Here is a 26,990-nt window from a genome sequence, read left to right as displayed (position 1 = left end):
GGGGGGCTACTTCAATCCCCCGCTAAGGAAGGCCTTGAGTCGATCGCACTGCGGATTGACCAGGATCTCCTTGGGATGCCCCTGTTCCTCCACCCGGCCCTGGTGCAGGAAGAGGGTGTGGTTGGACACCTCGCGGGCAAAGCCCATTTCATGGGTGACGACGATCATGGTGCGGCCTTCGGCGGCCAGGTCGCGCATCACCTTCAGCACCTCGCCCACCAGCTCCGGGTCGAGGGCCGAGGTGGGTTCGTCGAACAGCATCACCTCGGGCTCAACCGCCAGTGCTCGGGCGATGGCCACGCGCTGCTGCTCGCCGCCCGAGAGCTGGGCCGGGTAGACATCCTTGCGATGGGCAACGCCCACACGGGCCAGCAAGGCCTCGGCCTTCTCCAGGGCCTGGGCCTTAGGCACCCCCAGCACGTGTACGGGGGCCTCGATGACGTTCTCGATCACGGTGCGGTGGGCCCAGAGGTTGAAGTTCTGGAACACCATGGCCAAGCGGGAGCGCCAGTGCTGCAGCTGCTTGGCGTCGGCGGCCTTGAGGCTGCCATCGCGGTCACGCACCAGTTTCATTTCCTCGTCGTGCAGCCACAGCTGGCCCTCGTAGGGCTGCTCCAGCAGGTTCAGGCAGCGCAGGAAGGTGCTCTTGCCGGAGCCGCTGGAGCCGATCAGGGTGATGACGTCGCCTTTGTTGGCGGTCAGCGAAACGCCCTTGAGCACCTCGCGGTCGCCGTAGCGCTTGTGCAGGTTCTCGACTTTCAGGCTGGCACTCATCTTGTCAGGCTCCCAGCAGCTTGCCGCTGCGCAATGCATTCAATCCGGCCACCTTTGCGACGCGTGCGCCCGCGGTGACGAAGCGCAGGTTGTCCCGCGCAAAGAGAAGACCGTCCACCGGGCTCTTGAGCTCCGTCAGCCGGGCGGTCACGGGGTCGATCACATGGGCAAGCACCTCACCCTCGCGGACCTCCTCGCCGGGCTGGCGCAGGAAGGTCAGCACGCCACTCGCGGGCGACTTGATGGGCATGGAGCCAGCCAGCGGGCGGGCGTCGCCCACCGCCTCGGGCACGGCCTTGGCCTCACCGGCCAAGGCGCCGCGCCAGCGCAGGTAGTCGAGGATGTTGGCGGCATCCTGCTCGGCCAGCGCATGCTCCACGTCCTGCTGGCCGCGCAGCTCCACGGTGACCGAAAGGCAGGCCTGCGGGATAGGGAAGCGATCGCCAAAGTGGCGTTGCCATTTCCACCAGACCTGCGAGCAGGCTTCGTCGAAGGGGTTGTCACCCGAGTCGGTGGCCAGCAGGGTGACGCGCGAGCCCAGGAAGCGGGCGAGCGGGGCGCACTGGTCCGCCGCCGGCGTCTCGCAGTAGAGGTGCAGCACGGCCTGCGCGTCGCAGTGCAGGTCCAGCACCACGTCGGCGTCGCAGGACAGACCCATCAGCGTGCGGCGCAGGCTCTGTAGCTCGGTGTCCACGGGCTGGGCCAGCACGGCCTTCTTCAGCTCCCGGCGCAGCACGGCCACATTGAGGGCCGGATCCGCGCCCAGCTCGGGCTCGGCGGCGCGGGCCGCAGCCTCGATCTGGTCGGGGTAGTGGCGGTTGAAGTTCTCGCCTGAGAGCAATTCGAAGCGGCCCAGGTGGCCCTGTAGCAGCCATTGCGAGAGGCCGATGGGATTCGCCATGGGCACGAGCACGATCTCGCCGGTGATCTGGCCGGCGGCGTCCAGCGCATCGAGCTGCCGGCGCAGGTGCCAAGCGGTGAGCATGCCAGGCAGCTCGTCGGCATGCAGGGAGGCCTGAATGTAAACCTTGGGCCCGCGACCGGGCTGGCCGTAATGCAGCGAGACCAGCTCGCGCTGCGTGCCCGGGGACGGTGAGAGTAGGGAATGGGTCTGGATCTGCATGGTGAGGACTCCGGCGGGGTGCGCGCTTGGGCGCCCCCGCCCGTCGGCGCAGGGTCAGCGCGGCATCAGCGGCTTGAGCCAGCGGGCCTCGGCCTTGTGGAAGAGGCCGACCAGGGTGAGCGTCATCAGGAAGTAGAAGACGGCGGCGGTGATGAAGGCCTCGAAGGGGATGTAGTAGGTCGAGTTCACTTCACGGGCCACGCCGGTGAGGTCCATGAGGGTCACGATGCTGGCCAGCGATGTGCCGTGCAGCATGAAGATGGCCTCGTTGCTGTAGGCCGGCAGGGCGCGACGCAGGGCCGAGGGCAGCACGATGCGGCGGAACATCACCCAGGGGCTCATGCCCAGGGCGCGCGCGGCCTCGATCTCGCCAGCCGGCAGTGCGCGGATGGAGCCCGCGATGATCTCCACCGTGTAGGCGCAGGTGTTGAGCACGAAGCTCAGGCAGGCGCAGAACCAGGCGGAGCTGAAGTACTCCCAGGCCCAGCTTTGCTGCATCCACTCGAACTGGCCCAGGCCGTAGTAGATGAGGAAGAGCTGCACCAGCATGGGCGTGCCGCGGAAGACATAGGTGTAGAACCAGATCGGGCCCGAGATCCACTTCCGGCGGCTCACCCTCAGCACGGCCAGCGGGATGGCGGCGCTCAGCCCCAGGGCCAGGGAAATGGCCAGCAGCTGCAGCGTGACCCAGGCGCCTTCGAGGTAGTGGGGCCAGTTCTCTTGGATGGCTTCGAAATTCATGGCGCGCTCCGCTCAGAAATGGCTCTGGCGCACGCCGATCGACAGGCGCTTCTGCAGCCAGTTGAACAGCAGCTCGGAGAGCGTGGTGAAGCCCAGGTAGATCACCGCCACGGCGGCATAGAAAACGAAGGGCTCGCGCGTGGTGCCGGCCGCCTGCGAGCCACGGGTCATCAGGTCATGCAGGCCGATCACGGAGACGATGGCCGTGCTCTTGATCAGCACCAGCCAGTTGTTGGACAGCCCCGGCAGCACATGCCGAAACATCTGCGGGAAAGTGACGCGCCAGGCGATCTGCGCGGGCGACATGCCATAAGCCAGGCCGGCCTCGCGCTGCCCCGGCGGCACGGCCAGGAACGCGCCGCGGAAGGCCTCGGTGAGGTAGGCGCCGAAGATGAAGCCAATGGTCAGCACGCCGGCCACATAGGGGTCGATGTCGATGTATTCCTCGTGGCCCAGGGACTGGGCGATCGAGTTCACCGCCACCTGGCCGCCGAAGAAGATCAGCAGCATCAGCACCAGGTCCGGCACGCCGCGGATCAAGGTGGTGTAGATGTAGGCCAGGGTCTTGGCCCAGCGCCAGCGGGACAGCTTGGCCATGGCCCCGAGCAGGCCCAGCACCATGGCCAGGGCCATGGAGGCGAGGGCCACGCTGAGCGTGATCACCGAGCCTTGGAGCAGGCTGGGCAGGAAACCGTGCAGGAACATCGGTGGTGGTACTGCGAGATAGAAAAACCGAGGCGCCCCCGGGTCGCGGCGGGCGCCTCCATGAATCGAGGTCCGGGCGCATTATCAGCGCATCCGGACCCCCGGGGCGCGGGGCCCCGCTCCGGTCTTACTTGGCCGAGATGTCGTACTCGAAGTACTTGTCGTTCAGCTTCTTGAAGGTGCCATTGGCCTTGACGGCGCCGATGGCGTCGTTGAACTTCTTGGCCAGGGCCTTTTCATCGGCCTTGCGCATGCCCACGCCGGAGCCGATACCGAAGTACTTCACGTCGTCATAGCTGGGGCCCTGGAAGGCGAAGCCTTTGCCGGCCGGGGTCTTCAGGAAGCCCTGGTCCACGGCCACGAGATCGGCGATGGTCAGGTCGATGCGGCCGGACTTCAGGTCCAGGAAGGCCTGGTCCTGGGTGGCGTAGCGCACGATATTGCTCTGCTTGAAGGTCTCGGCCACGAACTTTTCGTGGATGGTGGCGCGCTGCACGCCGATCTTCTTGCCCTTCAGGCCGGCGGGGCTGAAGTCAAACTTGGCATCGGCCTTGGCGGCGAAGCGGGCCGGGGTGTTGTAGTAGGGGTTGGAAAAGGCGATGGCCTTCTTGCGCTCGTCCGTGATGGACATGGAGGCAATGATGGCGTCGATCTTCTTGGCCTGCAGGGCGGGGATGAGGCCGTCGAAGTCCTGCTGCACCAGGGTGCATTCAGCCTTCATCTCGGCGCACAGGGCCATGGCCAGGTCGATCTCGAAGCCCTTGAGCTTGCCGTCAGCACCGACTTCCGAGAACGGAGGGTATGCGCCTTCGACGCCGATGCGGATCTTCTTCCAATCGGGGGCCTGGGCCGAGGCGCTGATGGCGCTGAAGCCCAGGGTGGCCATGGCGGCCAGTGCGATCAGATGGCGTTTCTTCATGGGGTCTCCTGCTCGTCTTGCGAGACTGGGTTGGAAAAACTCGATCTTGCACGGCCGCAGGCGGCGCTCGCATCAGGGTTTGAGCGAGTGCAGGAACTCCTGCACCGGCCCAAGCGTCTGCTGCGGGTCCTCCTCCTGCGGCACATGCCCCAGGGTATCAAAGACCACCAGCCTGCTATTTGCAATGCTTTGTTTCAGCTGCCGACCATAGGCCAGCGGGATCAGGCGGTCGCGCCCGCCCCAGAGGATGAGCGTCGGCTGCCGGATCTGGGGGAGCATGTTCGCATAACGCCCGGGCTCCAGTTGCTCGAATCGTTGCACCAGGGCCGCACGGTTGCCCTCGCGCAAGGTCAGCTCGAAATAGCGGTCGATCAGGGATTCGCTGACCTTGGAGGGGTCCCCGAAGACGTTGCGCACGCTGCGCTCCACCATCTGGCGCGGCAGCAGCTGCGAGGCGAGGCTGCGCAGGCCGGGCAGCCTGGCCACGCGAAAGGCCAGAGGCACCGACTCGGACTGGAACTCCAGCCCGCCGGCATCCACCAGCACCAGGGCCTGGACGCGCTCGCCGTGACGCGCCGCGTACTCCCAGGCGATCTGCCCGCCCAGGGAATTGCCGCCCAGGACCACCGGCCCCAGCTTCAGGTGGATGAGCAGGGCGTGGAGGAAGTCAACATAGCTGGCGTCGTGGTAGTCCCCCAGCACACTGGGACCGGTGAGCCCGAAGCCGGGCAGGTCCAGGGTGATGACGCGGCGCTGAAGGCTCAGCGCCGCGACCCAGGGCTCCCAGGTGTGCAGGCTGGCCGAGGTACCGTGCAGCAGCACCAGTGGCGGCTCGGGACCGCGCGGGCCCTGGTCGCGCAGGTGCACCAACTGGCGCCGGCCCTGCCAGGGCAGCTCGATGAAGTCGGAGGGCGGCGGTGCCCATCGCGCCACAAGCGACTCCAGCGGCCGCTCCGGCGCCTTGAAGGCCGCGGCACCCAGCGCCAGAAGCAGGATCAGCAGACCCAGTCCACGCAGCAGCCAGGCGCCCAGGGTCTTCATGGGGTCAGGCCTTGCCTGCCGGCTTGATTTCGGAGGAGGGCGCCAGCCCGGCGTCCAGGGCCTCGCGCTGGTCGAAGACGAAGCAGCTGCCGTGGTAGTGGGCGCCGTCGGTCTCTTCGAAGTACTTCAGGATGCCACCCTCGAGCTGGTAGACGGGCCCGTCCAGGCCCTGCTGCTGCAGCACGATGGCGGCCTTCTCGCAGCGGATGCCGCCGGTGCAGAAGCTCACCACGGTCTTGCCCATCAGCTCGTCCTTGCGCGCGGCCAGCGCGGCGGGGAACTCGGTGAACCTGGCAATGCGCCAGTCGATGGCGCCGTCGAAGGTGCCGTAGTCCACCTCGAAGGCATTGCGGGTGTCCAGGGTCACGACTGGACGGCCGTCGTCGTCATGGCCCTGGTTCAGCCAGCGACGCAGCGTGGCGGCAGGCAGAGCGGGGGCGCGCGGCAGCTGGTCGGGCCGGATCGCGGGCATGTTCATGCGGATGATCTCGGGCTTGACCTTGACCAGCAGCTTGCGAAACGGTACGGCCTCGCTCCAGCTTTCCTTGGGAGACAGCGTGGCAAAGCGCGCGTCGCCCTTCAGCATCGCCACCCAGCCACGCACGCCCTCCGGCGGACCAGCCAGGAAGAGGTTGATGCCTTCCTCGGCCAGCAGCACAGTGCCCTTGAGTTCGCGGGCCAGGGCCTCGGCGTGCAGGCGCTCGCGCAGTTCGGCGGCATCTGGCAGACCGACGAACAGGTAGCAGGAAATGTTGAGAACGGGCGCTGGGGACGACATGGCGCCGGATTCTAGGCCGCGGCCGTCCAACGGCCCGCACGGCGCTTGCTCAAGCGGGATAGCTGGCAAAGACCAGCGCAGCCAGCGCTTCATCCCGTGAACGCCTGCCCTCGAGATAGGGTTGCCAGTGCGTCGCCAGCGGGGTGACCGCGAAGCCCCAGGCCCGCTCCAGCACCCGCCAGCGCTGGGCATAGGGCTCGTAGGTCCGGCCCGCCTCGGCAAGCAGGCGCTGGGTGAGGTGGCCCACAGTGAAGAATTGCGTCGCATGCCAGAGGCCGCGCTTGTCGGTCAGGCCGCGCGGGGCCAGCAGGGCGTTGATGTCGCGGATCAGCCGGCTGTCCATGCCGGTGTGGCAGGCCTCGTGGAAGAGCATCTCCAGGCTGGCGTCGCCCTGGTAGCTCTTGCGGGTGCTGGGCATGATGGTGTGGGCCGGGCCTGGATGCGTGTAGGCGCCGGCGAAGTTGGCGGCGCAGGCCACCACATCCACGGGGAGGAACTCGGGCATGGCCGGCTGCAGCACGGCCTCCAGGCGTTCGCGCAGCCGCTGGCCATGACTGCCGAGCAGGGGCTGCGCCTGATGGATCCAGGCCTCATTGAGGGCCGCATGGCGGCTCCACAGATGACGGCGATAGGGCCCGGCCGCCTGCTCCAGGGCGTGCCCGAAGGGGCGCAGCGCGGGCTCCAGCGTTGGGAGGGGCTGCCCATCCGCGACCCCCAGCAAGGCCAGGCGCAGGGCCTGGAAGCGCTCGTCAAAAGGAATGTCCGCCTCAGCGAAGGCTTCGCGGTAGCGGTGCTGCGCGGCCTGCCAAGCCTGGCCCTCTGCGTCAGGCCACCGGTGCGGTTGGCGCCAGTCGGCCAGCCCGCTGTCCGTCTGGACGAGTTCCGCCAGCACATGGTGCAGGTTCATCCAGAAGCGGCTGCGCAAGCGAAAGGGCAGGGGGCGGGCCGGGGTCAGGTCTTGCGCGAGGGCAGGCAACGGACCCGCGGGAACTGCCAACAGCGCCAGGACTTGTCGACGATCCATGAGCCGCTTCACGGCGCGGTGCGCACCGGCGGCAGCGCGCCGCACAGCTCCACCTTGGATGGCTCGTGCACGAACCAGCCGCCGCCGCGAAAGCGCCGGCTGTTGAGCCAGGCCTGCCAGGTGGCGGTGTCGGTACGCAGCACCTGCAGGCGCGGACGCTCGGCCTCGGGAATGTCGGCCAGCACGCGGACGCGGGTGATGGGGGTACGCTCCTCAGCCTTCTCGTAGAAGCCCAGGGCGCCGGTGCCGCGGGGCAGGCTGCTGAGCTTGTCCATGCCCTGCAGCACGCGGCCCACGGTGGTGATGTTCAGGTCCAGAGCGCGCGGGGCATGGCCGATGATCGCGTACAGGCCGCTGCCGTCGCTGGAGTCGGGCGCATTGCCCCGGGCAGCGCCCACGATGCCATTGCAGTGCGGCAGCCAGGCGCGGCCCGTCTTGGGGTCCACGGCGACTGGCCAGCCGTCCACGAACCCGACGCGGGCGGCCCAGGTGTCACGCTCCGGCAGTGCGGTGACCTTCAGGCCCTTCAAGGGACGGTCGAATTCGGCCGGGGCCTTGGTCAGGGTGTCCGGCTTCTTGCGGGCCCGGGCGTCCTCCTCCTCGGCGTCACCCCACTGAGTGACGTAGTTCTCCTGGGAACGGATGATGGCCAGGCCGTCGAAGTAGCCGGCACGGGTCAGTTTGACGATATTGGCCGCATGGACAGGCGCGAAGGCGCTGGCCAGCTCGATGATGACCTTGCCGCCGGGCAGTTCCATCTGCAGGGTCAGCTCCGGGTCCGCGGCACGCCAGTCGGCGGGCTTGGAGGCGGCCAGGATGTCGGCGCTGGACGCCTTCTTGCCGGCCGCGGGGCCGGCCGGCTTGGCTGCGGGCTGGGATGCGGCAGGGGCCGGGGCCGCGGCCTGGGACCAGGCCAGGGTGGCGCTCAGCAGGCCGGTACAGGCGCCGAGCGCCAGTGCCAGGGTGCGGGGGGTGTTGCGGCGATCATGGCAGCGTTCTTGCATGGGGACTCTCGGCGTCAGCAGGGATGGCGGGGCAGCATACGGCAGGCCGCCAGCTTGCGTCCCCGCATGATCCCTGAGTCCTGTCCGGACGGGCGCTGAGCGCCCGCGCCGCCGTCAGGCTCAGTTACCCTCGGGGTGGAAGACGCGCAGGCGGTGGCCGTCCGGGTCCGTGGCGACGAAGGTGTAGCCGAAGTCCATGGCCACAGGAGCCTGGGCCATGGGGACGCCGGCAGCGCTCCAGCGCGCGTGCAGGCTGTCCACGGCGCTGCGATCTGGCTGGGCAAAGGCCAGTTCGGTACCGCCGCCGGCCGCCGTGGGGCCGGGTTCGGCCGTGTGGCGGGACCACAGGCCCAGGCGGGCACTGTCACCCAGGGCCAGCATCGCGAACGTGGGGGAGGACTCCAGCACGCGGGCGCCGAAGTGCTCGCTGTAGAAGGCCGCGCTGCGGTCAGTCTGGTCCACGAAGAGGATCTGGAGGCTGGGGCTGAGGTTCATGTCGTTCTTCCTGAGGATAAGGGCGGCCGTCGCTGGACGGCGCTGGTTGCGGGGGGCTCCCTGTGCTGGAGCTGACGCCATGCTAGGGGGCGCTGTTGACAGGATGTGTCAGTAGTGTCGAGGCCAGGCGTCTGTGCCGTGTGGTTCGCGCGCCTCTCTACAATCCGGCATGGCTTTTGTTCACCTGCGCACCCACACCGAGTTCTCCGTCGTCGATGGCACCCTGCTGATCGACGACGCCGCCGCCGCCGCTGCCAAGGATGGCCAGGTGGCCCTGGCCGTCACCGACCTCGCCAACATGTTCGGTGCGGTGAAGCACTACAACGCCAGCCGCAAGAAGGGCGTCAAGCCCATCCTGGGCGCGGACTGCTGGGTGGAGGCCGAGGTGGCCGACAAGCCGCCGCACCGCCTGCTGCTGCTGGTTCAGAACAAGAAGGGCTACCTGAACCTGTCCGAGCTGCTGTCCCGGGCCTGGATCCAGGGTGTCCAGCGCACGCAGGCCTGCCTGAAGCTGGAGTGGATGCAGGAGCTCAACGAGGGGCTGATCTGCCTCTCCGGCGCGCAGATGGGGGCCATCGGCCAGGCGCTGCTGGTCGGTGACCAGACGCGGGCGCGTGACTGGGCCGGCAAGCTCTCGGTCATCTATCCCACGCGCTTCTACCTGGAGCTGCAGCGCGCCGGTCTGCCGGGCCAGGAAGCCGTGGTGGCGGCCACCGTGCCCCTGGCCGCCGAGCTGGGCCTGCCTGTGGTGGCCACGCATCCGGTGCAGTTCCTGACCGAGGAGGACTACGACGCCCACGAGGCCCGCGTCTGTATTGCCGACGGCGAGACCCTGGCCAATCCCAAGCGCGTCAAGCGCTTCCTGCCGGGTCAGTACTTCCGCTCGCAGGCAGACATGGAGGCGCTCTTCGCCGACATCCCGACGGCGCTGGCCAACACCATTGAGATCGCCCGCCGCTGCAGCCTGTCGCTGGTGCTGGGCAAGCCGCAGCTGCCCAACTTCCCCACGCCCATCCTGGACGACGGCCAGCCCATGCCCATGGACCGCTACTTCCGGGAGCTCAGCTATGAGGGCCTGGACGCGCGACTGAAGCAGCTCTTCCCCGATGAAGCCAAGCGCGAGGCCCAGCGCCCGCGGTATGTGGAGCGCCTGGAGTTCGAGCTCGAGACCATCATCAAGATGGGCTTCCCCGGCTACTTCCTCATCGTGGGTGACTTCATCCGCTGGGCCAAGCAAAACGGCTGCCCCGTGGGTCCGGGCCGGGGGTCCGGCGCCGGTTCCCTGGTGGCCTATGTGCTGCTGATCACGGACCTGGACCCGCTGCAGTACAACCTGCTGTTCGAGCGCTTCCTGAACCCCGAGCGGGTCTCGATGCCCGACTTCGACATCGACTTCTGCCAGGGCAACCGCGACCGCGTCATTGAGTACGTCAAGGACAAGTACGGCCGCCCCGCGGTGAGCCAGATCGCCACCTTCGGCACCATGGCCGCCAAGGCCGCGCTGCGCGACATCGGCCGCGTGCTGGGCATGGGCTTCGGTCATGTGGACTCCATCGCCAAGCTCATCCCCGCGCCCCCGGGCAAGACCGTGACCCTGGCCAAGCTGCCGCCGGACTTCGACCCGGAAAAGTCAAAGGTCATCTACGCTCGCCACGAGGCGCCGGAGATCGAAGAGCGCGAGCAGCAGGAAGAGGAAGTGGCCGAGCTGCTGAAGCTGGCGGCGCGCGTCGAGGGCATGGTGCGCAATATCGGCATGCACGCCGGGGGCGTGCTGATCGCGCCGGGCAAGATCACCGACTTCTGCCCCATGTACCAGCAGCCGGGCTCCACGAGCGCGGTGAGCATGTACGACAAGGACGATGTCGAGGCCATCGGCCTGGTGAAGTTCGACTTCCTGGGCCTGGCCACGCTGACCATCCTGGAGTTGGCCAAGGACTTCATCGTGGCCCGCCATCCGGCCCAGAAGGACTTCGCCTTCGAGACCATCCCCCTGGACGACAAGAAGGTCTACAAGCTCTTCTCGGACGGCCTGACTGAGTCGGTGTTTCAGTTCGAATCCCGCGGCATGCAAGGCATGTTGCGTGACGCCAAGCCCTCGCGCCTGGAAGACCTCATCGCCCTGAACGCGCTGTACCGCCCGGGCCCCATGGACCTGATCCCCACCTTCGTCGCGCGCAAGCACGGCAAGGAGGTGGTGGAGTACCCGCACCCGCTGACGGAACCCGTGCTGGCCGAGACCTACGGCATCATGGTCTACCAGGAGCAGGTGATGCAGACGGCCCAGGTGCTGGGCGGCTACAGCCTCGGCGGCGCCGACATGCTGCGCCGGGCCATGGGCAAGAAGAAGGCCGAAGAGATGGCCATGCACCGCGACCTGTTCCGAAAGGGCGCGGCGGAGAAGGGCATCGACCAGGCTAAGGCCGACGAGGTCTTTGACCTGATGGAGAAGTTCGCGGGCTACGGCTTCAACAAGTCGCACGCGGCGGCCTACTCCCTGCTGGCCTATCACACCGGCTGGCTCAAGGTGCATTTCACGGCGGAGTTCTTCGCCGCGAACATGACCATCGAAATGGACGACACCGACAAGCTCAAGGTCCTGCTGGAGGACGCCAAGCTGTTCGGCATCGAGTTCCAGCCGCCTTGCGTGAACCGCGGCGTCTACCGCTTCGAGCCCATCCACGACAAGCTCGTCAACTACGGCCTCGGCGCCGTCAAGGGCACGGGCCAGGGCGCCATCGAGGCCATCCTGCGCGCCCGCAAGGAGGGCGGACCCTTCAAGAGCTTCTTCGACTTCTGCGCCCGCGTGGACCGCAAGGCCGTCAACAAGCGCGTGGTGGAGGCCCTGATCAAGGCGGGGGCCTTCGACACCCTGGAGGCCGATCGTGCCCGCCTGCTGGCCAGCGTGGCCCTGGGCTACACCTACGGCGAAAACCTGGCGGCCAATGCGGACCAGGGCGGGCTCTTCGACTTCGACGACACCCACGGCTCTTCCACCGCCGAGCCGGAGCTGGTCAACGTGCCGCCCTGGAGCATCAAGGAGAAGCTGAGCCTGGAGAAGACAGCCATCGGCTACTACCTCTCCGGCCATCTCTTCGACCAGTCCGGCGAGGAAGTCCGCCGCATGGTGCGCCGGCGCATCGCCGATCTGCAGGACAGCCGCGAGCCGGTGCTGGTGGCCGGCATCGTGTCCGACATGCGCATCATCAACGGCAACCGCGGCAAGGTGGCCATCTTCAAGCTGGACGACAAGACCGATGTGATCGAGTCTGTGGCCAATGAGGAGCTGATCAACAGCGCCAAGGGCATCCTGGCCGACGACGAGCTGATCGTCGTCTCCGGCAAGGTGCAGAACGACCGCTTCTCCGGCGGCCTGCGCATGAACATCCAGGCCGTCTGGGACCTGGCCGGCGCCCGCGCCCGCTTCGGCAAGTTCCTGCGCCTGGCGGTCAACGGCACGGTGCCGCCGGTGCAGGAGGTGGTCAAGACCTGGCCCCCGAAGGTCGTCGAGACGGAGCAGGGCACGCTGACCCACGGCCTAAGCCTGCGCCTGAGCCTCAAGCGCGAGGGCGCCGTGGCCGAGCTGGAGCTGGGCGACGCCGCCAAGTTCTGGCCCTGCGACGAGGCCCTGGCTCGCTTTGCCGGGCCCAAGGGCGAGCCGGTTCAGATCAGCTACGAGTGATTCCTGCGTGGTGCGAGCTCAGCCTCGTGCGTGCTGCACCGCCTGCCTGGCCTGCTCCAGGAAGTCGGCTTGTTGCCGGTGCGATTCGAAGGCCCGGTCGGGGACCCCATGGGCCTGTAGCGAGGAGATGTAGACGGCCACGAAGCCGGGGCAAGACAGCACCATGTGCACGCGAGGCCAACGCACCAGCGTCTGCGTGAGAGAGGCTCCTCATAGACGCCATCCGTGTGCAGCGACCGCAGGTTGAAACGGATTCGCTTGTGGAAGAGGCGAGTGGCTTCAAGTGGCTCGACCGCGCCGCCTACTCGTAAAGCCCCCTGGTTTAGGGGCCGATGCGACTTCATTTTCCATCCGCCCCGGCAGGCTTGCTGCGATGATGGGCCCAGCAGAGGCGCCAGGCTGTCTCCCGGCGCCTCCTTTGCAGACCCGCTGTACGGAGGTCCTGCCTTGAGCGCGACTGCCCACACGCCACGCACCGGCCTCATCCTCACCGGAGGCGGCGCCCGCGCGGCCTACCAGGTCGGAGTGCTGGCCGCCATCGCCCAGCTGCGGCGTGATGCGGGCGTGCAGGGCCCCAACCCTTTTCCAGTGATCGCCGGCACGTCGGCCGGCGCCATCAATGCCGCCACGCTGGCCTGCCAGGCGGATCAGTTCGATGCCGCGGTGGACGGCCTGATGCACATCTGGCGCAACATCCACGTGGAGCAGGTCTATGCGGCCGACTCTCTGGGCGTGATCCGTACCGGCGCCCGCTGGATGACCATGATGAGCCTGGGCTGGGCCCTGGCGCGCTGGCGCCGCAGCAAGCCGCGCAGCCTGCTGGACAACGACCCGCTCTCCCATCTGCTGAAGCGCTGGATCCGCTTCGAGCGACTTGAGGCCATGCTGGACAGCGAGCATCTGGAGGCCCTGGCCATCAGCGGCTCCAGCTACACCTCGGGCCAGCACGTCACCTTCTACCAGACCCACAAGCCCTACCAGCCCTGGCTGCGCTCGCAGCGCATCGCCGTGCGGGCGAAGCTGGGCATCGAGCATCTGCTGGCGTCCTCGGCCATTCCCTTCATCTTCCCGGCCCAGCAGCTGGAACTCGACGGCCAGTTGGAATGGTTCGGCGACGGCTCCATGCGCCAGAGCGCACCGGTCTCGCCGGCGGTGCATCTGGGGGCGGAGCGCGTGCTGGTGATCGGCGCGGGCCGCATGCACGAGCCGCCGGGCCGGCGGGTGACGCTGGTGGAGGGGCATCCCTCCATGGCGCAGATCGCCGGGCATGCGCTGTCCAACATCTTCCTGGATGCCCTGGCGGTGGACGTGGAGCGGCTGCAGCGCATCAACAAGACCCTGTCCCTGCTGCCGCCCGCAGCGCGCGAGGGCACGCCACTGCGACCCATCGATGTGCTGGTGATCGCGCCCAGCCGCCGCCTGGACGACCTCGCAGCCGAACACCAGGGCAGTCTGCCGCCGCCCATTCGCGCCATGCTGCGCAGTGTGGGCGTGTCCGGCGAGGGTAAGGGCGCAACGGGTTCGGCGCTGACCAGCTACCTGCTCTTCGAGCCGTCCTTCACCGTAGACCTGATCAACCTTGGAATGGCGGACACCCTGGCGCGCCGGGGCGATGTGCTGCGCTTCTTCAATTGGCCGGCGCAGGCTGCGCGGCCCGATCCCGCGCGGCAGCGTCGCGGTATGCGTGAGGAGCCCATCAAGGCGGTGGTGACGACGCCGGCCTGAGTGGGGCCGCGGGGGCGGCATCCAGCGCTTGTCGATTGACGCGCAGGCCTGCCGCCGACAGCCTCGCCATCATCCTGGGCCCCATGCCCTTCACCCGGTGTGCCAGGTCTTGCCAGCTTGCAAAGGGGGCCTGCTGGCGTGCGGCCAGCATCCGGGTGACCAGCGAAGGGCCGAGGCCTTGCAGGGACTCCAGTTCGGCGCGGCTGGCCTCGTTCAGCTCCAGGGGTGACGGGGCCAGGTCTTGCCCCTGGCTGCCGCTGGCAGCGATGACGAGGGCCAGGCCGGCCACCCCGCGAAGGACGCGGCGCCGGGCACCGGCCGATTGCTCAATGCTGGGCGCGCACCATGCCGGCATAGACGCCCTCCTGGGCCAGCAGGGCCTCGTGCGTACCGCTCTCGATCACGCGGCCCTGGCTCATCACATGGATGCAGTCGGCATGCCGGATGGTGGACAGGCGGTGCGCGATCACGATCAGCGTTTTCTTGCCCTGCCACTGCTCCAGGGCCTGCTGCACGGCGCGCTCGCTCTCGGTGTCCAGTGCCGAGGTGGCCTCGTCGAAGACCCAGACAGGGGCCTCCTTGTAGAGGGCCCGGGCGATGGCCAGGCGCTGGCGCTGGCCGCCTGAGAGCAGGCTGCCGTTGGCGCCAACGGGGCTGTCCAGGCCCTGAGGCTGCTGGCGGACGAAGTCCCACAGGTGTGCGGCGCGCAGCACCTGCTCCAGCCGCGCATCGTCGCGGTGCTGGGCGTAGGCGATGTTGTCGGCGATGCTGCCGTCGAAGAGAACGATGTCCTGGGAGACCACCGCGAACTGGCGCCGCAGGCTGGCGCGCGTGTGAGCGGTAATGTCCCTGCCGTCCAGCAGGATGCGACCCTGCTGCGGCCGGGCGAAACCCAGCAGCAGTTGGATCACCGAACTTTTGCCAGCACCGGAGGATCCCACCAGCGCGGTGGTCCGGCCGCTGGGGATGTGCAGCTGCAGCGCGTCCAGGGCCGGCCTGTCGGCATTGGGATAGCGCAGGGTGACGGCCTCCAGGCGCAACTCGCCCTGGCAGTGCTCGAAGATGCCGCTGCCGCTGTCCTGCTCGCGCGGCGTGTCCAGCAGCTGCAGGCAGCCCTGGGCCACGACCAGTCCGTTGATGATGGGTTGGCTGACCTCAGTGAGATGCCGCAGGCGCGAGGTCAGCAGCAGCAGGGCAGTGATGAAGGCGCTGAACTCGCCGACGCCCGTGTGCGCGCCGCGCGCTTGCAGCAGGGCCAGGCTGACGATGACCGATAGCCCGATGCTGGCCACAAACTGCGACAGCGGCTGGGCCGAGGCATTGGCCGCCGCTGTCTTGAGCGCCGCGCGCTGGGCCTCACGGGCCAGTTGCTCGAAGCGCTGGCGCTCGTGCTCGGCCGCATCGAAGCTGCGCACCACGCGCCAGGCACGGCTGACGTCCTCGACCTTGCCGACCAGGCCCAGCTGGGCGTCATAGGCGGCACTGCCCATGGCGCGTACCCGCCTGCTGACCTTGCTCACCACAAAACCCATCACGGGGGTGGTCACCATGGACAGCAGGGTCAGCTGCCAGTTCAGGTAGAAGAGGTAACCCAGCATGGCCAGGGCCGGCAGGCCGTCACGAAGCACGGTGATCACGCTGGTGGAGAGGCGCTCCATGATCTGCTGCGGATCATTGACCACCTTGGAGACGGCCACGCCCGGCTGCAGGCTGGTGTAGACAGCGGCGTCGGCCTGCAGCAGGGCGTCCACCAGGGCCAGGCGCAGGCGCATGACGGTCCGGGAGCTGGTCCAGTTCAGCAGGTACTGGCCCAGAAAGCTGAAGATGCCACGCAGCACGAACAGGCCGATCAGCACGACGGGCACCCACCACACGGCGAACGCATCGACACGGAAGCCATCGCCGAAGACCTTCTGGATCAGGGCCGGGATCAGGGGCTCGGTGGCGGCCGCCCCGAGGTAGGCCAACATGGTCAGGGCCAAGCCCCAGCGCTGAGGCCAGAAAAAGGGCAGCAGGCGGCGGGCGGTCTGCCGCAGGCCCGGCGTCGAGGCGCTGACCGCCGGCTGGGGCAGGGAGTCCAGGGGCTGGGGACGGTGATCGGAAGGCGGGCTTGCTTGCATGTGCTTGCATTGTCGCTGCGAATACCGATCGATTCCGCTTGACGCCCCTGCCTATACTGTTCGCATGTCGGATGCTTCCACCTCCCCATCCAAGCCCTTCACCCGATCCCTGCCCATTCAGGAGCAGGTGGTGATGCATTTCGTGACCGGCGGTTTCTCCGGTGCGACACAGGTCGCGGTCGATCTGTGCAATGCCGCCAAGGCCCCTGGCAGCGGCATGCGCGCCGTGCTGGTCTTGCGCCGCAAGCGCAACACCGACCCCCAGCGCCTGCAGGATCTGCAGGACCGCGGGCTCGATGTGCATGTAGTCCCGGGCTGGTCCCATGTGCTGACGGTGTGGTCGCTTTATCGACTTTGCAAGCAGATGAAACCGGATGTGCTGGTCGCCCATGGTTTCAGCGACCACATCTGGGGCCGTCTGGCTGGATGGCTGGCGGGCGTGCCGACGCTTGTGCATGTGGAGCACAACACCCGCGAGCGCTACAGCCGCTGGCGCCTGATGCAAGCGCGCTGGCTGGCCAAGCACACGGCTCGCTTCATTGGCGTTTCGGAGGGGGTGCGCCGGCGCCTGGTTGAGCTGGGCTTCCCGGAGGATCGCAGCTTCGCCATCCCCAACGGCATCGACCTCTCCAAGTTTCCCGAGAGTCGCATCCGCGGCTTTGCCGAGCGTCCGGCCTGCATCGTCATGTCGGCCCGCTTTGCCCGCCAGAAGGATCAGAAGACCCTGATCCGCGCCCTGGCCATCCTCAGCCAGCGCGGGCTCAAGCTGCCCCTGCTGCTGGCCGGCGCGGGCAAGGATGGCTATCGCAAGGATTGCGAGGCCGAGGTGCACCGCCTGGGCCTGCAGAAGCAGGTGCAATTCCTGGGTCACCATGCCGAGATGCCCAAGCTGCTGATGAACTCGGCGGTGTTCGTGCTGTCCACGCACTGGGAGGGCATGCCGCTGGCCCTGGTGGAGGCCATGGCCGCGGGCTGCGCCTGCATCGCGTCTGACGTGCCTGGCGTGGAGGGGGTGATCGAGCACGGCCGCACCGGCTTGCTGGTGCCGGAATCCGATCCAGCCTCCCTGGCCATGGCACTTGAGCGCGTGTTCAGCGAGCCCGGTCTTGGGGAGCAGCTGTCTCAGGCCGCGCGCCAGCAGGCGCTGCAGGCCCATGGCCTGGACCTGATGCGCTTGCGCTATCAGGCGCTGCTGGCCTCGATCTGAAGGCTCAGCGGGCCGCGGCTGCGGGCCGTTTACAGGGGGGCTCCAGCCCCTTCAAGGGCTCCGGGGCTCGTCAGCCGGGCATTGGCGTCGCTGCGCTGCGCCCCAGCCAGTGACGTAGACGCAGCGCCCGCCACCACCATCCACGCCACAGGTACTGGGCCATCAGGTCATCCAGGGGCATGCACAGCGCGGCGAGGAAGGCCTGGCGGTAGTGCCCCATCCGCACGGCATCGCTCTGGCGGTTCGCAAAACGGACGGCGCCGATGAAGCTGCGTGCCGCGAAATGGGAGGCGGCGAAGCGCACGCCGGCATCCAACTCGCTGTAAGGGTGCAGCCGCTGCGGCAGGTCATGCAGCGCCCGCATCATGTCATCGGTCTTGTTCAGCGAGGCGCCTGCCAGGATGCTGCCGGCGCGCTGCCGATAGCCGATCCAGACTTCCGGCACATGGATATAGCTGAGGGCGCGCATCGCGAGGTCCGGCGTGGTTGCCATGTCCTCGAAGGTATGGCCGACGGGGAAGCACAGGTCGTCGCTCCAAAGTGAGCGCCGGGCGACCTTGCTCCAGCTGTGCAGATAGCCCAGCTCGAGCAGGCCGGTCAGCAGACCAGGGGTGTCAGTGAGAGGTGAGTTCGAGGGCCCGGCGAAGGTGCGGACGTGCTGCTCGCCGCGCAGGCGGTGCTTCAGCTTGGGCCGCGCGCGCAAATAGGCGAAGTCGCACAGCACCAGATCCACCAGCTGGCGGTCGAGCGTTCGCCGGAGCGAGGCGATGGCGCCGGGGGTGAGCACGTCGTCGGAGTCCAGGAACCAGACGTAATCGCCCCGCGCGGCCTCCAGGAGATGGTTGCGTGCAGCGCTAAGGCCCTGGTTGCGTTCATGGCGCAGCAGACGGGCGTCCAGCTCGGGATGGCGCTGCAGCCAGTCCTGCGCCAGGGCCGGGGAGGCGTCGGTGGCGCTGTCGTCCATCAGCAGCAGCTGGACGCCGCTCAGGTCCTGGCTGTCAATGGAGTCCAGGCAGGCAGGGAGCCATTCGGCGACGTTGTAGACCGGCACCAGCAGGCTCAGCCAGGGGGCGGGGGCAGCGCTCATGTCAGGGTCAGCTCAGCTGTCGGGGTAGGGTGGGGAGGTAGCGGGCCAGAAGGCTGCCCGGGCGCAGCGGGCGCTTGCGCAGCTGGGACTCCAGCGTGCGGCGATCATTGCCGCGCAGCTTCACGAGTGCCGGCACGCGCCGGGGCTCCCCCATCAGCGCCAGCCGGACGTACAGATGCCGTTTCTTCCAGGCCAGGGCCTGTTGCAGGGCAAAGGCGCTGTCCTCGGCGCGCTGCAGGGCCAGGCGGTAGCGGCTGGCGTCGGCATCCAGCAGCGAGGAGGCGGCCACGTGCATGACCAGGTACTCATGCAGGCTCGGGTCTATGGCCTGGATCACCCGCTCAAAACGTCCGGCGTCGCGCAGGGTCTGCAGATAGGCCGCCTCGCCCATGGCCAGGGCGCGGACGAACTCGGCATTGAGCTCGGCAATGAAGCGGCTGCCCGGCACAGCGGCCATGAACCAGTTCTCGACCAGGGGCAGCTCGGGGCGATTGCTGAGGCGGTCGATGTAGAAGCCGACGAACTCGGCTCCGGTGCCGGCCTGCTGTTGATGCACCCAATCCAGGTCGCGCGTCAGCACGGTGGACGCATCGATCCAGAGTCCGCCCTGGGCCTGCAGCAGCTGCAGGCGCAGCCAGTCCGCCTGGCGGAAAGGCGGCAGGCTGTCGAGCAGACTCAGGTCCGTGCCGGCGGGCAGCCATTGCCGCACGGTGCCGGGCGTCAGGAAGCGCAGCTCGTGGTCGGGCGCCTGGGCCCGCCAGTTGTCAGCGCAAGCTTGGATCAGCGGAGGCAGGGATTCGCTGTTCCAGTAGCTCCAGATCAGGCGGGGAATTTGGGCCCCGCCCGACAAGGGCGCGGCCGTTCCCAGCTGCCTGCTGCGGATCTGGGCCGGAGCCTGTGCTCGCAGCAGTCGCAGCAGCTCCCAGCCCAGCAGCGCCAGCAGGAGCAGCGGCAGCAGGGCCAGCCAGGCGAGGAGGCTCATTCGCGCCAGTGCTCGGCGATCCAGGGGGCCGGCCTGGCCTTGCGCCAGTTGCCGTTGCTGCGACCGGCCAGGGCGTCGGGGGGGTTCATCACGCCGTGGAAGATCAGGATGCGCGCGCCCTTGGGGATGCGCGGCGGCTTCCAGTAGTTGCTGGGCCAGGTCGGGATGCAGTGGTATTTGTAGCTGGCGCACCAGGCGGCGTCCCAGTACTGCAGCTTGCCCTGCTGGTGGATCTCGTCGGAGAGGTAGGCCTGCTCGTTGCGGAAGCGGGTGCGGATGGCCTCGTGCTCGCGCCGGAAACGCTCCAGCACGTCGGCGTGGGCGCCCAGCCTGAAGCGATAGACCGAGGAGTTGCCGGTGATGCGCCAGGGGCGCTTCCAGTCATGGATGATCAGGAACTCGCCGGGCACCTTGAAGAAGGGCGTGATGTCATCGACGATGACCACATCCAGGTCCAGGAACAGGGCCGTGCCCTGCAGCCCATGGAGATCAGCCTCAAAGGTGGTGAGCTTGGTCCAGCCGCGCTCCGGGATGCCGGCGGGCAGCTTCAGTTCAGGGATGGGCAGGCACTGGACTTCCGGGCGGATGCCCTCGTTGCGGTCGGTCAGGCAGACGAAGCGGAAGGGCCCGCGCAGATGCCGGGCCACCATGCCGTAAAGCCGGTTTACGTATTCGGGGCCGTACTTGGTGCCCCACTTCATACAGAGGATGACGCGATCGCTCGCAGCTTGGGATGGACTCATCAGAGTTCCTCGACGTGGCGAGGCGGATAGGTGTCCCAGTTGAGGCAACCGGGGCACTGCCAGAAATAGTGCTGGGCTTCGAAGCCGCAGGCGGCGCAGCGGTAGCGCTGCAGGGGGCGCACGGCCTTGTCCAGGGCGGCAGCGACCAGGGGGGCTTCCTCGTCGCTGAGGCGGGACTGGGACTGAGCCAGCAGGGCGCGCGCAGCCGACAGGGCCGGCTCGGCCTGCAGATGCTGGCGCAGGCGGCGACGCTGGGCCTCGCCCTCGGGCTCCAGCAGGGCCAGGGCCAGCAGCAGGTGCATGCTGGGATGGCGCTCGTACTGTGTCTGCAGCGCGCGCTGGGCCTCGGTCGGCTTGCCGGTCTGCAGGGCGGCCTGCGCGTAGTCGCGGGCCACGAGGTTGAAGGCCTCAGGGTTGGCGGCCAGCAGCTCGGCATAGGCGGCCATGGCCTGCTCGGGCTGATCCCGCCGGCTCAGCAGTTGGCCGGCCAGCACATGGGCTCGGGCCGACTGCGGCGCAGCCTTGCGGGCTTCTGCCAGCAGGGCCTGGGCTTCGACATCCTGGTTGCGTGCCTGGGCTTCCAGGGCCAGCTCGCAGAGGTAGTGGGCGATGCGCGAGGCAAAGGAGCCCGTGCCGCCCTGTTCCAGGTGGCGGGCCACCTCGGCGGCCTTGCGCCACTCGCGCGAGCGTTCGTAGAGGGACAGCAGGGCCAGCTCGGCCTCGCTCTCGAAGCGCGTGCCGCGCAGGGCAGCAAAGGCTTCCTCGGCACGGTCGAAGAGGCCGGCCTTGTAGAAGTCCTGGGCGAGGGCGTGCTGGGCGCGGTCGCGCTCGGACTTGGGCAGATCGCCGCGCTGCAGCAGGTGCTGGTGCACGCGCACCGCGCGCTCGTACTCACCGCGGCGGCGGAAGAGATTGCCCAGCGCGAAATGCAGTTCGGAGGTGTCCGGGTCGGCCTGCACGGCCTCGATGAAGGCGTCGATGGCCTTGTCCTGTTGCTCGTTGAGCAGCAGGTTCAGTCCCTTGAAATAGGCCTTGGGCGCATCGCGCTGCTCGCGCTTCCACTGGCGGGAGTCCAGTTTGGAGGCCAGCCAGCCGAGGGCGAATACCAGGGGCAGGGCGATGAGGAGGGCGCTGAGTTCAAAGCCCATCGTGCACGCCCGGATTGGCCAGGGGGTCAGGTGTTGCTAGGGTGCTCTGCTGGGCTTCGATCTGCCGCGTGGCGACACGGCGGTGGCGCCACCAGGCCGGCACCATGGCCAGCACGCCGAAAGCACAGCCCAGGCCGAAGCTCAGCAGCACCACGATCACCAGGGGCGAATGCCAGGCATGGCCGAAGAACCAATGCACGGCCACCTCCTGGCTGTTGTTCAGCGCGAAGGAAAACAGGGCGAAGAAGATGAAGGCCCAGAAGAGCCGGACGATGAATCGCATCGTGGCGGATTCTAAGGGGCAGGGGCGGGGGCGTCAGCCTTGGCCGCGGGAGCGCCTGCAAAGAGCGGCGCTGACTGTGGCGCGCGAGGCGCAGCCGATGGGAATCAGGAGGCGCTGTCGTCGACTGGCAGTTGGGCATCGACGGCTTCGCGCAGGGCCTTGCCCGGCTTGAAGTGCGGCACCAGCTTTTCAGGGATCAGGACCTGTTCGCCGCTGCGCGGATTGCGGCCCATGCGGGGCGGGCGACGGTTGATGGAAAAACTGCCGAAGCCACGGATCTCGATGCGGTGGCCACGGGCCAGGGCATCGGACATGGCGTCCAGGATCGTCTTGACGGCGAATTCGGTGTCGCGCTGCGTGAGCTGGCCAAAGCGGTCTGCCAGGTGCGCGACGAGATCGGAACGGGTCATGACGATGGAATTCCAGGCTGAGGAGAAAAACAGGCTCGCCCCCGTGAGAGTGGCGAGCCTGCGTTGGCAGCTGGGGCCCAGGCTACCAGAGCCCGGGCCTTCGCGGAACAGGGATTAGCTGTTCTGATTGTCCAGCTTGGCACGCAGCAGGGCGCCCAGGCTGGTCGTGCCAGCGTTTTCACGCTCGGACGTTGCCGACAGGCGCTGCATGGCTTCTTGCTGGTCGGCGCTGTCCTTGGCCTTGATGGACAGCTGGATGTTGCGGGTCTTGCGGTCGATGTTGACGATCAGGGTCGTCACTTCGTCGCCTTCCTTCAGCACGTTGCGGGCGTCTTCCACGCGATCGCGGGAGATTTCCGAAGCGCGCAGATAGCCCAGCACGTCTTCAGCCAGCTCGATCTCGGCGCCACGGGCGTCGACGGTCTTCACCTTGCCGGTCACGGTCATGCCGCGATCGTTGATCGAGGTGTAGCTGGTGAACGGGTCAGCGTCCAGCTGCTTGATGCCCAGGGAGATGCGCTCGCGCTCGACATCCACAGCCAGGACCACGGCTTCGACTTCCTGGCCCTTCTTGTAGTTGCGAACGGCGGTCTCGCCCGGCTCGTTCCAGGACAGGTCGGACAGGTGCACCAGGCCGTCGATGCCCTGAGCCAGGCCCACGAACACACCGAAGTCGGTGATGCTCTTGACGGGGCCCTTGACCTTGTCGCCGCGCTTGACGTTCTCAGCGAACTCTTCCCAAGGATTGGCCTTGCACTGCTTCATGCCCAGGGAGATGCGACGCTTGTCTTCGTCGATTTCCAGGACCATGACTTCCACTTCGTCGCCCAGGGAGACGATCTTGGAAGGCGCCACGTTCTTGTTGGTCCAGTCCATTTCGGAGACGTGCACCAGGCCTTCGATGCCCGGCTCGATCTCGACGAACGCGCCGTAGTCAGCGATGTTGGTGACCTTGCCGAACAGGCGGGTGTTGGCCGGGTAGCGACGCGACACGCCGAACCAGGGGTCGTCGCCCAGCTGCTTCAGGCCCAGCGAGACGCGGTTCTTCTCGGCGTCGAACTTCAGGACCTTGGCGGTCAGTTCCTGGCCGACTTGCACCACTTCGCTCGGGTGACGGACACGGCGCCATGCCATGTCGGTGATGTGCAGCAGGCCGTCAATGCCGCCCAGATCCACGAAGGCACCGTACTCGGTGATGTTCTTGACCACGCCCTGGACGATCGCGCCTTCCGACAGCGTCTCCAGCAGCTTGGCGCGCTCTTCGCCCATGGAGGCTTCCACCACAGCGCGACGCGACAGCACAACGTTGTTGCGCTTGCGGTCCAGCTTGATGACCTTGAATTCCATGGTCTTGCCCTCGAACGGGCTCATGTCCTTCACCGGGCGGGTGTCCAGCAGCGAACCGGGCAGGAAGGCGCGGATGCCATTGACCAGGACGGTCAGGCCGCCCTTGACCTTGCCGGAGACGGTGCCGGTCACGAAGTCGCCGGACTCCAGAGCGGTTTCCAGGCTCAGCCAGGAAGCCAGACGCTTGGCCTTGTCGCGCGACAGGATGGTGTCGCCGTAGCCGTTTTCGATGGCGTCGATGGCCACCGAGACGAAGTCGCCGACGTTGACTTCGAGTTCGCCCTGGTCGTTCTTGAACTCTTCGATGGGCACGTAGGCTTCAGACTTGAGGCCGGCGTTCACCACCACGAAGTTGTAGTCAACACGGACGACTTCGGCCGAGATGACTTCGCCCGAGCGCATGTCTGCGCGTTGCAGCGATTCTTCGAAGAGAGCGGCGAAGGATTCGCCGCCGGTGGCGGTTTGGGTTTGGGACATGTTGATTCCTGAATCGACGCGCACAGCGAATGAAGAAACTCTGGGAAGCGCCGACGGTGAGTGCAAGTTGCCTTGCGGGTTAGGTTGCAGACAAAGCGCACCCGGTGGACTGTCGTCCGGAGGGCAGGTGCGCCCGCTTTGGGGACGGCACGCTTTCGAGCGCCCTCCCGTGGATCCGTTCGCGAACTGTCATCGCCGGGGGATCCAATCCGGCCCTCAGAAGGGCTGGCGCTCCTGCCACCATCCCAGCACCAGATCCTTCGATTCCTCGATGGTCTGGCCGGAGTTGTCCAGCAGCTGCGCATCCTGCGCGGGCTTCAGTGGCGAGGCGGCGCGACCCTTGTCGCGGGCATCGCGCGCCTCAAGGTCCGCACGCAAGCTCTCCATATTAGCGGAAATTCCCTTGCCAATCAATTGCTTATGACGGCGCTCGGCGCGCGTCTGGGCACTGGCCGTGAGGAAAACCTTGAGTCCGGCGTCTGGGAACACGGCGGTGCCCATGTCGCGGCCGTCGGCCACCAGGCCTGGCAGGCGCCGGAAGTCCAGCTGGAGCTGGTGCAGCGCCTGGCGGACCTCAGGGTGCGCCGCCACCTGGGAGGCCATCAGGCCGGTGGCTTCCTCGCGCAGCAGCTCGCTGATGTCCTCGCCCTGGAGGATGGCCCGGCCCTTGCGGAAATGCAGGTCCAGGCCGGCGGCGACGCGCGCCACGGCGGGGCCGTCGTCCAGGCTGATGCCGGCGCGGAAGGCGGCCAGGCCGGCCGTGCGGTACAGGGCGCCGGAATCCAGCACGATATAGCCCAGCTGGTGCGCCACCTCATCCGCCAGCGTGCCCTTGCCTGAGGCGGTGGGGCCGTCGATGGTGATGACTGGAATGTCCGTGCGGCGGGCCTGCACCACCTCGAACAGGGTCTCGAAGTAGTCCGGGAAGGTCTTGGCCACGCAGGCCGGATCCTCGATTCGCACCGGCACCGGCCGTCCGGTGATCAACGGATTCAGCGCGGCCAGCGAGAAGCACATGGCCACCCGGTGGTCGTCATAGGTGTGGATACTTGCCGCGCGCCAGTCCTGCAGCGGGTGGATGCGCAGCCAGTCCGCGCCTTCCTCGACCTGCGCGCCCAGCTTCTTCAGCTCGGTGGCCATGGCGGCAATACGGTCGGTCTCCTTGACCCGCCAGCTGGCGATATTGCGAAGCGTGCTGGGGCCGTCGGCGTAGAGCGCCATCAAGGCCAGCGTCATGGCGGCGTCGGGGATGTGGTTGCAGTCCAGGTCCAGGGCCTTCAGCGGCCAGGCACCGCGGCGGACCTCCACCCAGTTCGGACCCTGCTCGATGCGGGCGCCCATCAGTGCGGCGGCCTCGACGAAGCGCACATCGCCCTGCAGGGAGGCCGAGCCCACGCCCTCGATGCGCACCGGCGCCTCGATGCCGGCCAGCGCGCCCAGCGCGACGAAATAGGAGGCGGAGGACGCATCGCCCTCCACATGGGCTTCGCCGGGAGAGCCGTAGCGGCTGCCGGCCGCAATGGTGAAGCGCTCCCAGCCCTCGCGGCGGACCTCGATGCCGAAGCGCTTCAGCAACTCCAGCGTGATGTGGATGTAGGGCTTGGAGATCAGCTCGCCGACCACCTCGATGACCACATCCTCGCGCGCCACCAGAGGCAGGGCCAGCAGCAGGGCCGTGAGGAATTGGCTGGAGACGTCGCCGCGCACGCGCACCGGCTCCGCCAGCTTCAGCGTGGCTGGGCCGCCCAGGCGCAGCGGCGGGTAGCCCTCCTGGCCGAGGCAGGTGATGTCGCAACCCAGCTCACGCAGGGCATCGACCAGGTCGCCGATGGGGCGCTCATGCATGCGCGGCACGCCGCTGAGCTCGAACTGCCCGCCCTGCGTGGCCGCCAGCAGGGCCAGAGCCGCCGCCAGGGGGCGCATGGCCGTGCCGGCATTGCCCAGGAAGAGCTTCAGGCCGGCCTCGCGCACAGCGGGCGCCAACTGGCCGCCGATGCCGCGCACGCGCAGCTGAGCACCGTCCCGCGAAATGCCGCAGCCCAGCTGCTTGAGCGCCTCCAGCATTACCGCGGTGTCGTCCGAGTCGAGCAAGTCATGGATCAGCGTCTCGCCCTCGGCCAAGCCGGCCAGCAGCAGCACGCGGTTGGAAATGCTCTTGGAGCCCGGCAGGCGCACCGTGCCGGCTGCGGCCTGCAGCGGGGGCAGGTCGAGGAAGGGAATCTTGTACATGAGGAAACCGTAAAGACGGGGAGCGGACTCAGCGCAGGCCAGTCATCATCTCAACGCGGACGACTGCCGGGCAACTGGCCCATTTGCCATTGCGAGCGACCGTCCGAGGCCTGCTGCAGCAAGGCCTCCAGGGCCTGCGCGTTGTCCTGCTGGAGGAGCTGCTCGAAACGGGTGAGCATGTCGCGGAAGCGCTGGGACTGGGCCAGTACCTCCTGCTTGTTGGCGAGCAGGATGTCGCGCCAGATGGCCGGGTCACTGGCCGCGATGCGGGTGAAATCGCGGAATCCCGGTCCCGCCAGGCTGAGGTAGTCACGACCAGCGGATTGGTTGGCAATGGTGCTGAAGTAGGCGTAGGCCAACAGGTGCGGCAGGTGGCTGACGGCGGCGAAGGCCGCGTCATGGTTCTGCGGCGTCATCTTGAGGACCTGGCAGCCCAGGGCGGACCAGACGTCGGTGGCTTTCTGGATCAGCGAGGCATCGGTCTGCGGCAGCGGCGTGAGGATGACCTGGCGACCCTGGTAGAGCGTGGCGTCTGCCGCCTGCACGCCGGACTGCTCCTTGCCGGCGATGGGGTGGCAGGGCACGAAGGACCCGATCTGCTTGCCCAGCACGCGCTGGGCGGCATCGACCACGTCGCATTTGGTCGATCCCACATCCATCATCAGGACTTTAGGGTCGACCAAGTGCTTGACGGCGCGGAAGGTGGCTTCGGTGGCGGCCACAGGCACGGCCACCAGGACGATATCCGAGCCGGCCACGGCCAGCAGAGCGGATTCGGCGGCGATGTCGATCACGCCCAGGCGCTTGGCGGTCTCGGTGGTGGAGGGGGACTTGCTGTAGCCCACGACCCGCTTGACCAGGCCGGCCTTCTTCAGGGCCAGCGCGAAGGAGCCACCCATCAATCCACAGCCGATCACACCCAGTTGATTGAACATGGTGTCCTTTGCTT

Annotated in this window: 25 protein-coding genes; 3 read left to right on the top strand and 22 right to left on the bottom strand. The window is 67.7% G+C overall.

Annotated elements, in window-relative coordinates:
- Nucleotides 1–6: 6 nt before the first annotated feature.
- The 10 genes from H5407_RS10325 to H5407_RS10280 all read right to left on the bottom strand — a co-directional run bounded on the left by H5407_RS10325 (nucleotide 7) and on the right by H5407_RS10280 (nucleotide 8,604).
- On the bottom strand, nucleotides 7–774 hold the full coding sequence (locus H5407_RS10325; RefSeq protein ID WP_183104361.1) for an ABC transporter ATP-binding protein: 768 nt from the start codon (nucleotides 772–774) through the stop codon (nucleotides 7–9).
- Nucleotides 775–778: 4 nt separating this feature from the next.
- Entirely contained in the window at nucleotides 779–1,897 is a 1,119-nt protein-coding gene (locus tag H5407_RS10320; protein ID WP_183104360.1) for a succinylglutamate desuccinylase/aspartoacylase family protein, read from the bottom strand.
- 54 nt (nucleotides 1,898–1,951) lie between these two features.
- Nucleotides 1,952–2,638 carry an ABC transporter permease gene (locus H5407_RS10315; protein ID WP_183104359.1) on the bottom strand — a complete coding sequence of 229 codons (687 nt, stop codon included), beginning with the start codon at nucleotides 2,636–2,638 and terminating at the stop codon, nucleotides 1,952–1,954.
- A 12-nt stretch (nucleotides 2,639–2,650) separates the two neighbouring features.
- Nucleotides 2,651–3,343, bottom strand: a complete 693-nt coding sequence (locus H5407_RS10310) for an ABC transporter permease (RefSeq protein ID WP_183104358.1) — start codon at nucleotides 3,341–3,343, stop codon at nucleotides 2,651–2,653.
- Nucleotides 3,344–3,470: 127 nt separating this feature from the next.
- Nucleotides 3,471–4,262: an ABC transporter substrate-binding protein gene (locus H5407_RS10305; protein ID WP_183104357.1), complete on the bottom strand. Its 792-nt coding sequence runs from the start codon at nucleotides 4,260–4,262 to the stop codon at nucleotides 3,471–3,473.
- A gap of 72 nt (nucleotides 4,263–4,334) precedes the next feature.
- Nucleotides 4,335–5,303 (bottom strand): alpha/beta fold hydrolase, encoded by a 969-nt coding sequence (locus H5407_RS10300; RefSeq protein ID WP_183104356.1) that lies wholly within the window; start codon nucleotides 5,301–5,303, stop codon nucleotides 4,335–4,337.
- Nucleotides 5,304–5,307: 4 nt separating this feature from the next.
- A complete protein-coding gene (locus tag H5407_RS10295; RefSeq protein WP_183104355.1) occupies nucleotides 5,308–6,081 on the bottom strand; it encodes a sulfurtransferase in 774 nt (257 codons plus the stop codon).
- A 49-nt stretch (nucleotides 6,082–6,130) separates the two neighbouring features.
- Nucleotides 6,131–7,105, bottom strand: coding sequence for a hypothetical protein (locus tag H5407_RS10290; RefSeq protein ID WP_183104354.1), 975 nt, complete (start codon nucleotides 7,103–7,105; stop codon nucleotides 6,131–6,133).
- 8 nt (nucleotides 7,106–7,113) lie between these two features.
- Nucleotides 7,114–8,109 carry a peptidylprolyl isomerase gene (locus H5407_RS10285; protein WP_183104353.1) on the bottom strand — a complete coding sequence of 332 codons (996 nt, stop codon included), beginning with the start codon at nucleotides 8,107–8,109 and terminating at the stop codon, nucleotides 7,114–7,116.
- 120 nt (nucleotides 8,110–8,229) lie between these two features.
- Nucleotides 8,230–8,604 (bottom strand): VOC family protein, encoded by a 375-nt coding sequence (locus H5407_RS10280; RefSeq protein WP_183104352.1) that lies wholly within the window; start codon nucleotides 8,602–8,604, stop codon nucleotides 8,230–8,232.
- 169 nt (nucleotides 8,605–8,773) lie between these two features.
- Between H5407_RS10280 and dnaE the strand changes: the two genes are divergently transcribed.
- The gene (gene dnaE / locus H5407_RS10275; RefSeq protein WP_183104351.1) at nucleotides 8,774–12,283 is read left to right on the top strand and encodes a DNA polymerase III subunit alpha; all 3,510 of its coding nucleotides are present in this window, start codon (nucleotides 8,774–8,776) and stop codon (nucleotides 12,281–12,283) included.
- Between the two features lie 18 nt (nucleotides 12,284–12,301).
- On the opposite strand, the gene H5407_RS10270 is transcribed toward dnaE, so the two are convergent.
- Nucleotides 12,302–12,469: a hypothetical protein gene (locus H5407_RS10270; protein WP_183104350.1), complete on the bottom strand. Its 168-nt coding sequence runs from the start codon at nucleotides 12,467–12,469 to the stop codon at nucleotides 12,302–12,304.
- Between the two features lie 261 nt (nucleotides 12,470–12,730).
- On the opposite strand from H5407_RS10270, the gene H5407_RS10265 reads away from it, so the two are divergent.
- Nucleotides 12,731–14,008: a patatin-like phospholipase family protein gene (locus H5407_RS10265; protein WP_255501180.1), complete on the top strand. Its 1,278-nt coding sequence runs from the start codon at nucleotides 12,731–12,733 to the stop codon at nucleotides 14,006–14,008.
- On the opposite strand, the gene H5407_RS10260 is transcribed toward H5407_RS10265, so the two are convergent.
- Both H5407_RS10260 and msbA read right to left on the bottom strand, forming a co-directional pair.
- Nucleotides 13,980–14,363 carry a helix-hairpin-helix domain-containing protein gene (locus H5407_RS10260; RefSeq protein ID WP_183104349.1) on the bottom strand — a complete coding sequence of 128 codons (384 nt, stop codon included), beginning with the start codon at nucleotides 14,361–14,363 and terminating at the stop codon, nucleotides 13,980–13,982. The genes H5407_RS10265 and H5407_RS10260 overlap by 29 nt on opposite strands.
- Nucleotides 14,335–16,128 (bottom strand): lipid A export permease/ATP-binding protein MsbA, encoded by a 1,794-nt coding sequence (gene msbA, locus H5407_RS10255; protein WP_183104348.1) that lies wholly within the window; start codon nucleotides 16,126–16,128, stop codon nucleotides 14,335–14,337. The genes H5407_RS10260 and msbA overlap by 29 nt, the downstream gene beginning before the upstream one ends.
- Before the next feature lie 64 nt (nucleotides 16,129–16,192).
- Here msbA and H5407_RS10250 point away from each other — a divergent pair, with 64 nt between their 5' ends.
- A complete protein-coding gene (locus H5407_RS10250; protein ID WP_183104347.1) occupies nucleotides 16,193–17,335 on the top strand; it encodes a glycosyltransferase in 1,143 nt (380 codons plus the stop codon).
- 70 nt (nucleotides 17,336–17,405) lie between these two features.
- Here H5407_RS10250 and H5407_RS10245 read toward each other — a convergent pair whose 3' ends face one another.
- From H5407_RS10245 to H5407_RS10205, 9 genes are all read right to left on the bottom strand, one after another.
- Entirely contained in the window at nucleotides 17,406–18,422 is a 1,017-nt protein-coding gene (locus tag H5407_RS10245) for a glycosyltransferase family 2 protein (RefSeq protein WP_183104346.1), read from the bottom strand.
- Nucleotides 18,423–18,429: 7 nt separating this feature from the next.
- Nucleotides 18,430–19,404, bottom strand: coding sequence for a glycosyltransferase family 32 protein (locus tag H5407_RS10240; RefSeq protein WP_183104345.1), 975 nt, complete (start codon nucleotides 19,402–19,404; stop codon nucleotides 18,430–18,432).
- Nucleotides 19,401–20,147 carry a glycosyltransferase gene (locus H5407_RS10235; RefSeq protein WP_183104344.1) on the bottom strand — a complete coding sequence of 249 codons (747 nt, stop codon included), beginning with the start codon at nucleotides 20,145–20,147 and terminating at the stop codon, nucleotides 19,401–19,403. Before H5407_RS10235 ends, H5407_RS10240 begins: the two co-directional genes overlap by 4 nt.
- The gene (lapB, locus tag H5407_RS10230) at nucleotides 20,147–21,295 is read right to left on the bottom strand and encodes a lipopolysaccharide assembly protein LapB (RefSeq protein ID WP_183104343.1); all 1,149 of its coding nucleotides are present in this window, start codon (nucleotides 21,293–21,295) and stop codon (nucleotides 20,147–20,149) included. The genes H5407_RS10235 and lapB overlap by 1 nt, the downstream gene beginning before the upstream one ends.
- Nucleotides 21,285–21,578 carry a lipopolysaccharide assembly LapA domain-containing protein gene (locus H5407_RS10225; protein WP_183104342.1) on the bottom strand — a complete coding sequence of 98 codons (294 nt, stop codon included), beginning with the start codon at nucleotides 21,576–21,578 and terminating at the stop codon, nucleotides 21,285–21,287. The genes lapB and H5407_RS10225 overlap by 11 nt, the downstream gene beginning before the upstream one ends.
- A gap of 104 nt (nucleotides 21,579–21,682) precedes the next feature.
- On the bottom strand, nucleotides 21,683–21,988 hold the full coding sequence (locus tag H5407_RS10220; RefSeq protein WP_183104341.1) for an integration host factor subunit beta: 306 nt from the start codon (nucleotides 21,986–21,988) through the stop codon (nucleotides 21,683–21,685).
- Between the two features lie 114 nt (nucleotides 21,989–22,102).
- Complete coding sequence (gene rpsA / locus H5407_RS10215; protein WP_183104340.1) at nucleotides 22,103–23,812, bottom strand: 30S ribosomal protein S1; 1,710 nt, start codon at nucleotides 23,810–23,812, stop codon at nucleotides 22,103–22,105.
- Nucleotides 23,813–24,028: 216 nt separating this feature from the next.
- Nucleotides 24,029–26,041 carry a bifunctional 3-phosphoshikimate 1-carboxyvinyltransferase/cytidylate kinase gene (locus H5407_RS10210; RefSeq protein WP_183104339.1) on the bottom strand — a complete coding sequence of 671 codons (2,013 nt, stop codon included), beginning with the start codon at nucleotides 26,039–26,041 and terminating at the stop codon, nucleotides 24,029–24,031.
- Nucleotides 26,042–26,091: 50 nt separating this feature from the next.
- The gene (locus tag H5407_RS10205; protein ID WP_183104427.1) at nucleotides 26,092–26,976 is read right to left on the bottom strand and encodes a prephenate dehydrogenase/arogenate dehydrogenase family protein; all 885 of its coding nucleotides are present in this window, start codon (nucleotides 26,974–26,976) and stop codon (nucleotides 26,092–26,094) included.
- Nucleotides 26,977–26,990: the final 14 nt, after the last annotated feature.

It is taken from the genome of Mitsuaria sp. WAJ17 (assembly GCF_014174515.1).
GTDB lineage: Bacteria > Pseudomonadota > Gammaproteobacteria > Burkholderiales > Burkholderiaceae_C > Roseateles_B.
This window is presented reverse-complemented; position numbering and strand designations above follow the sequence as displayed.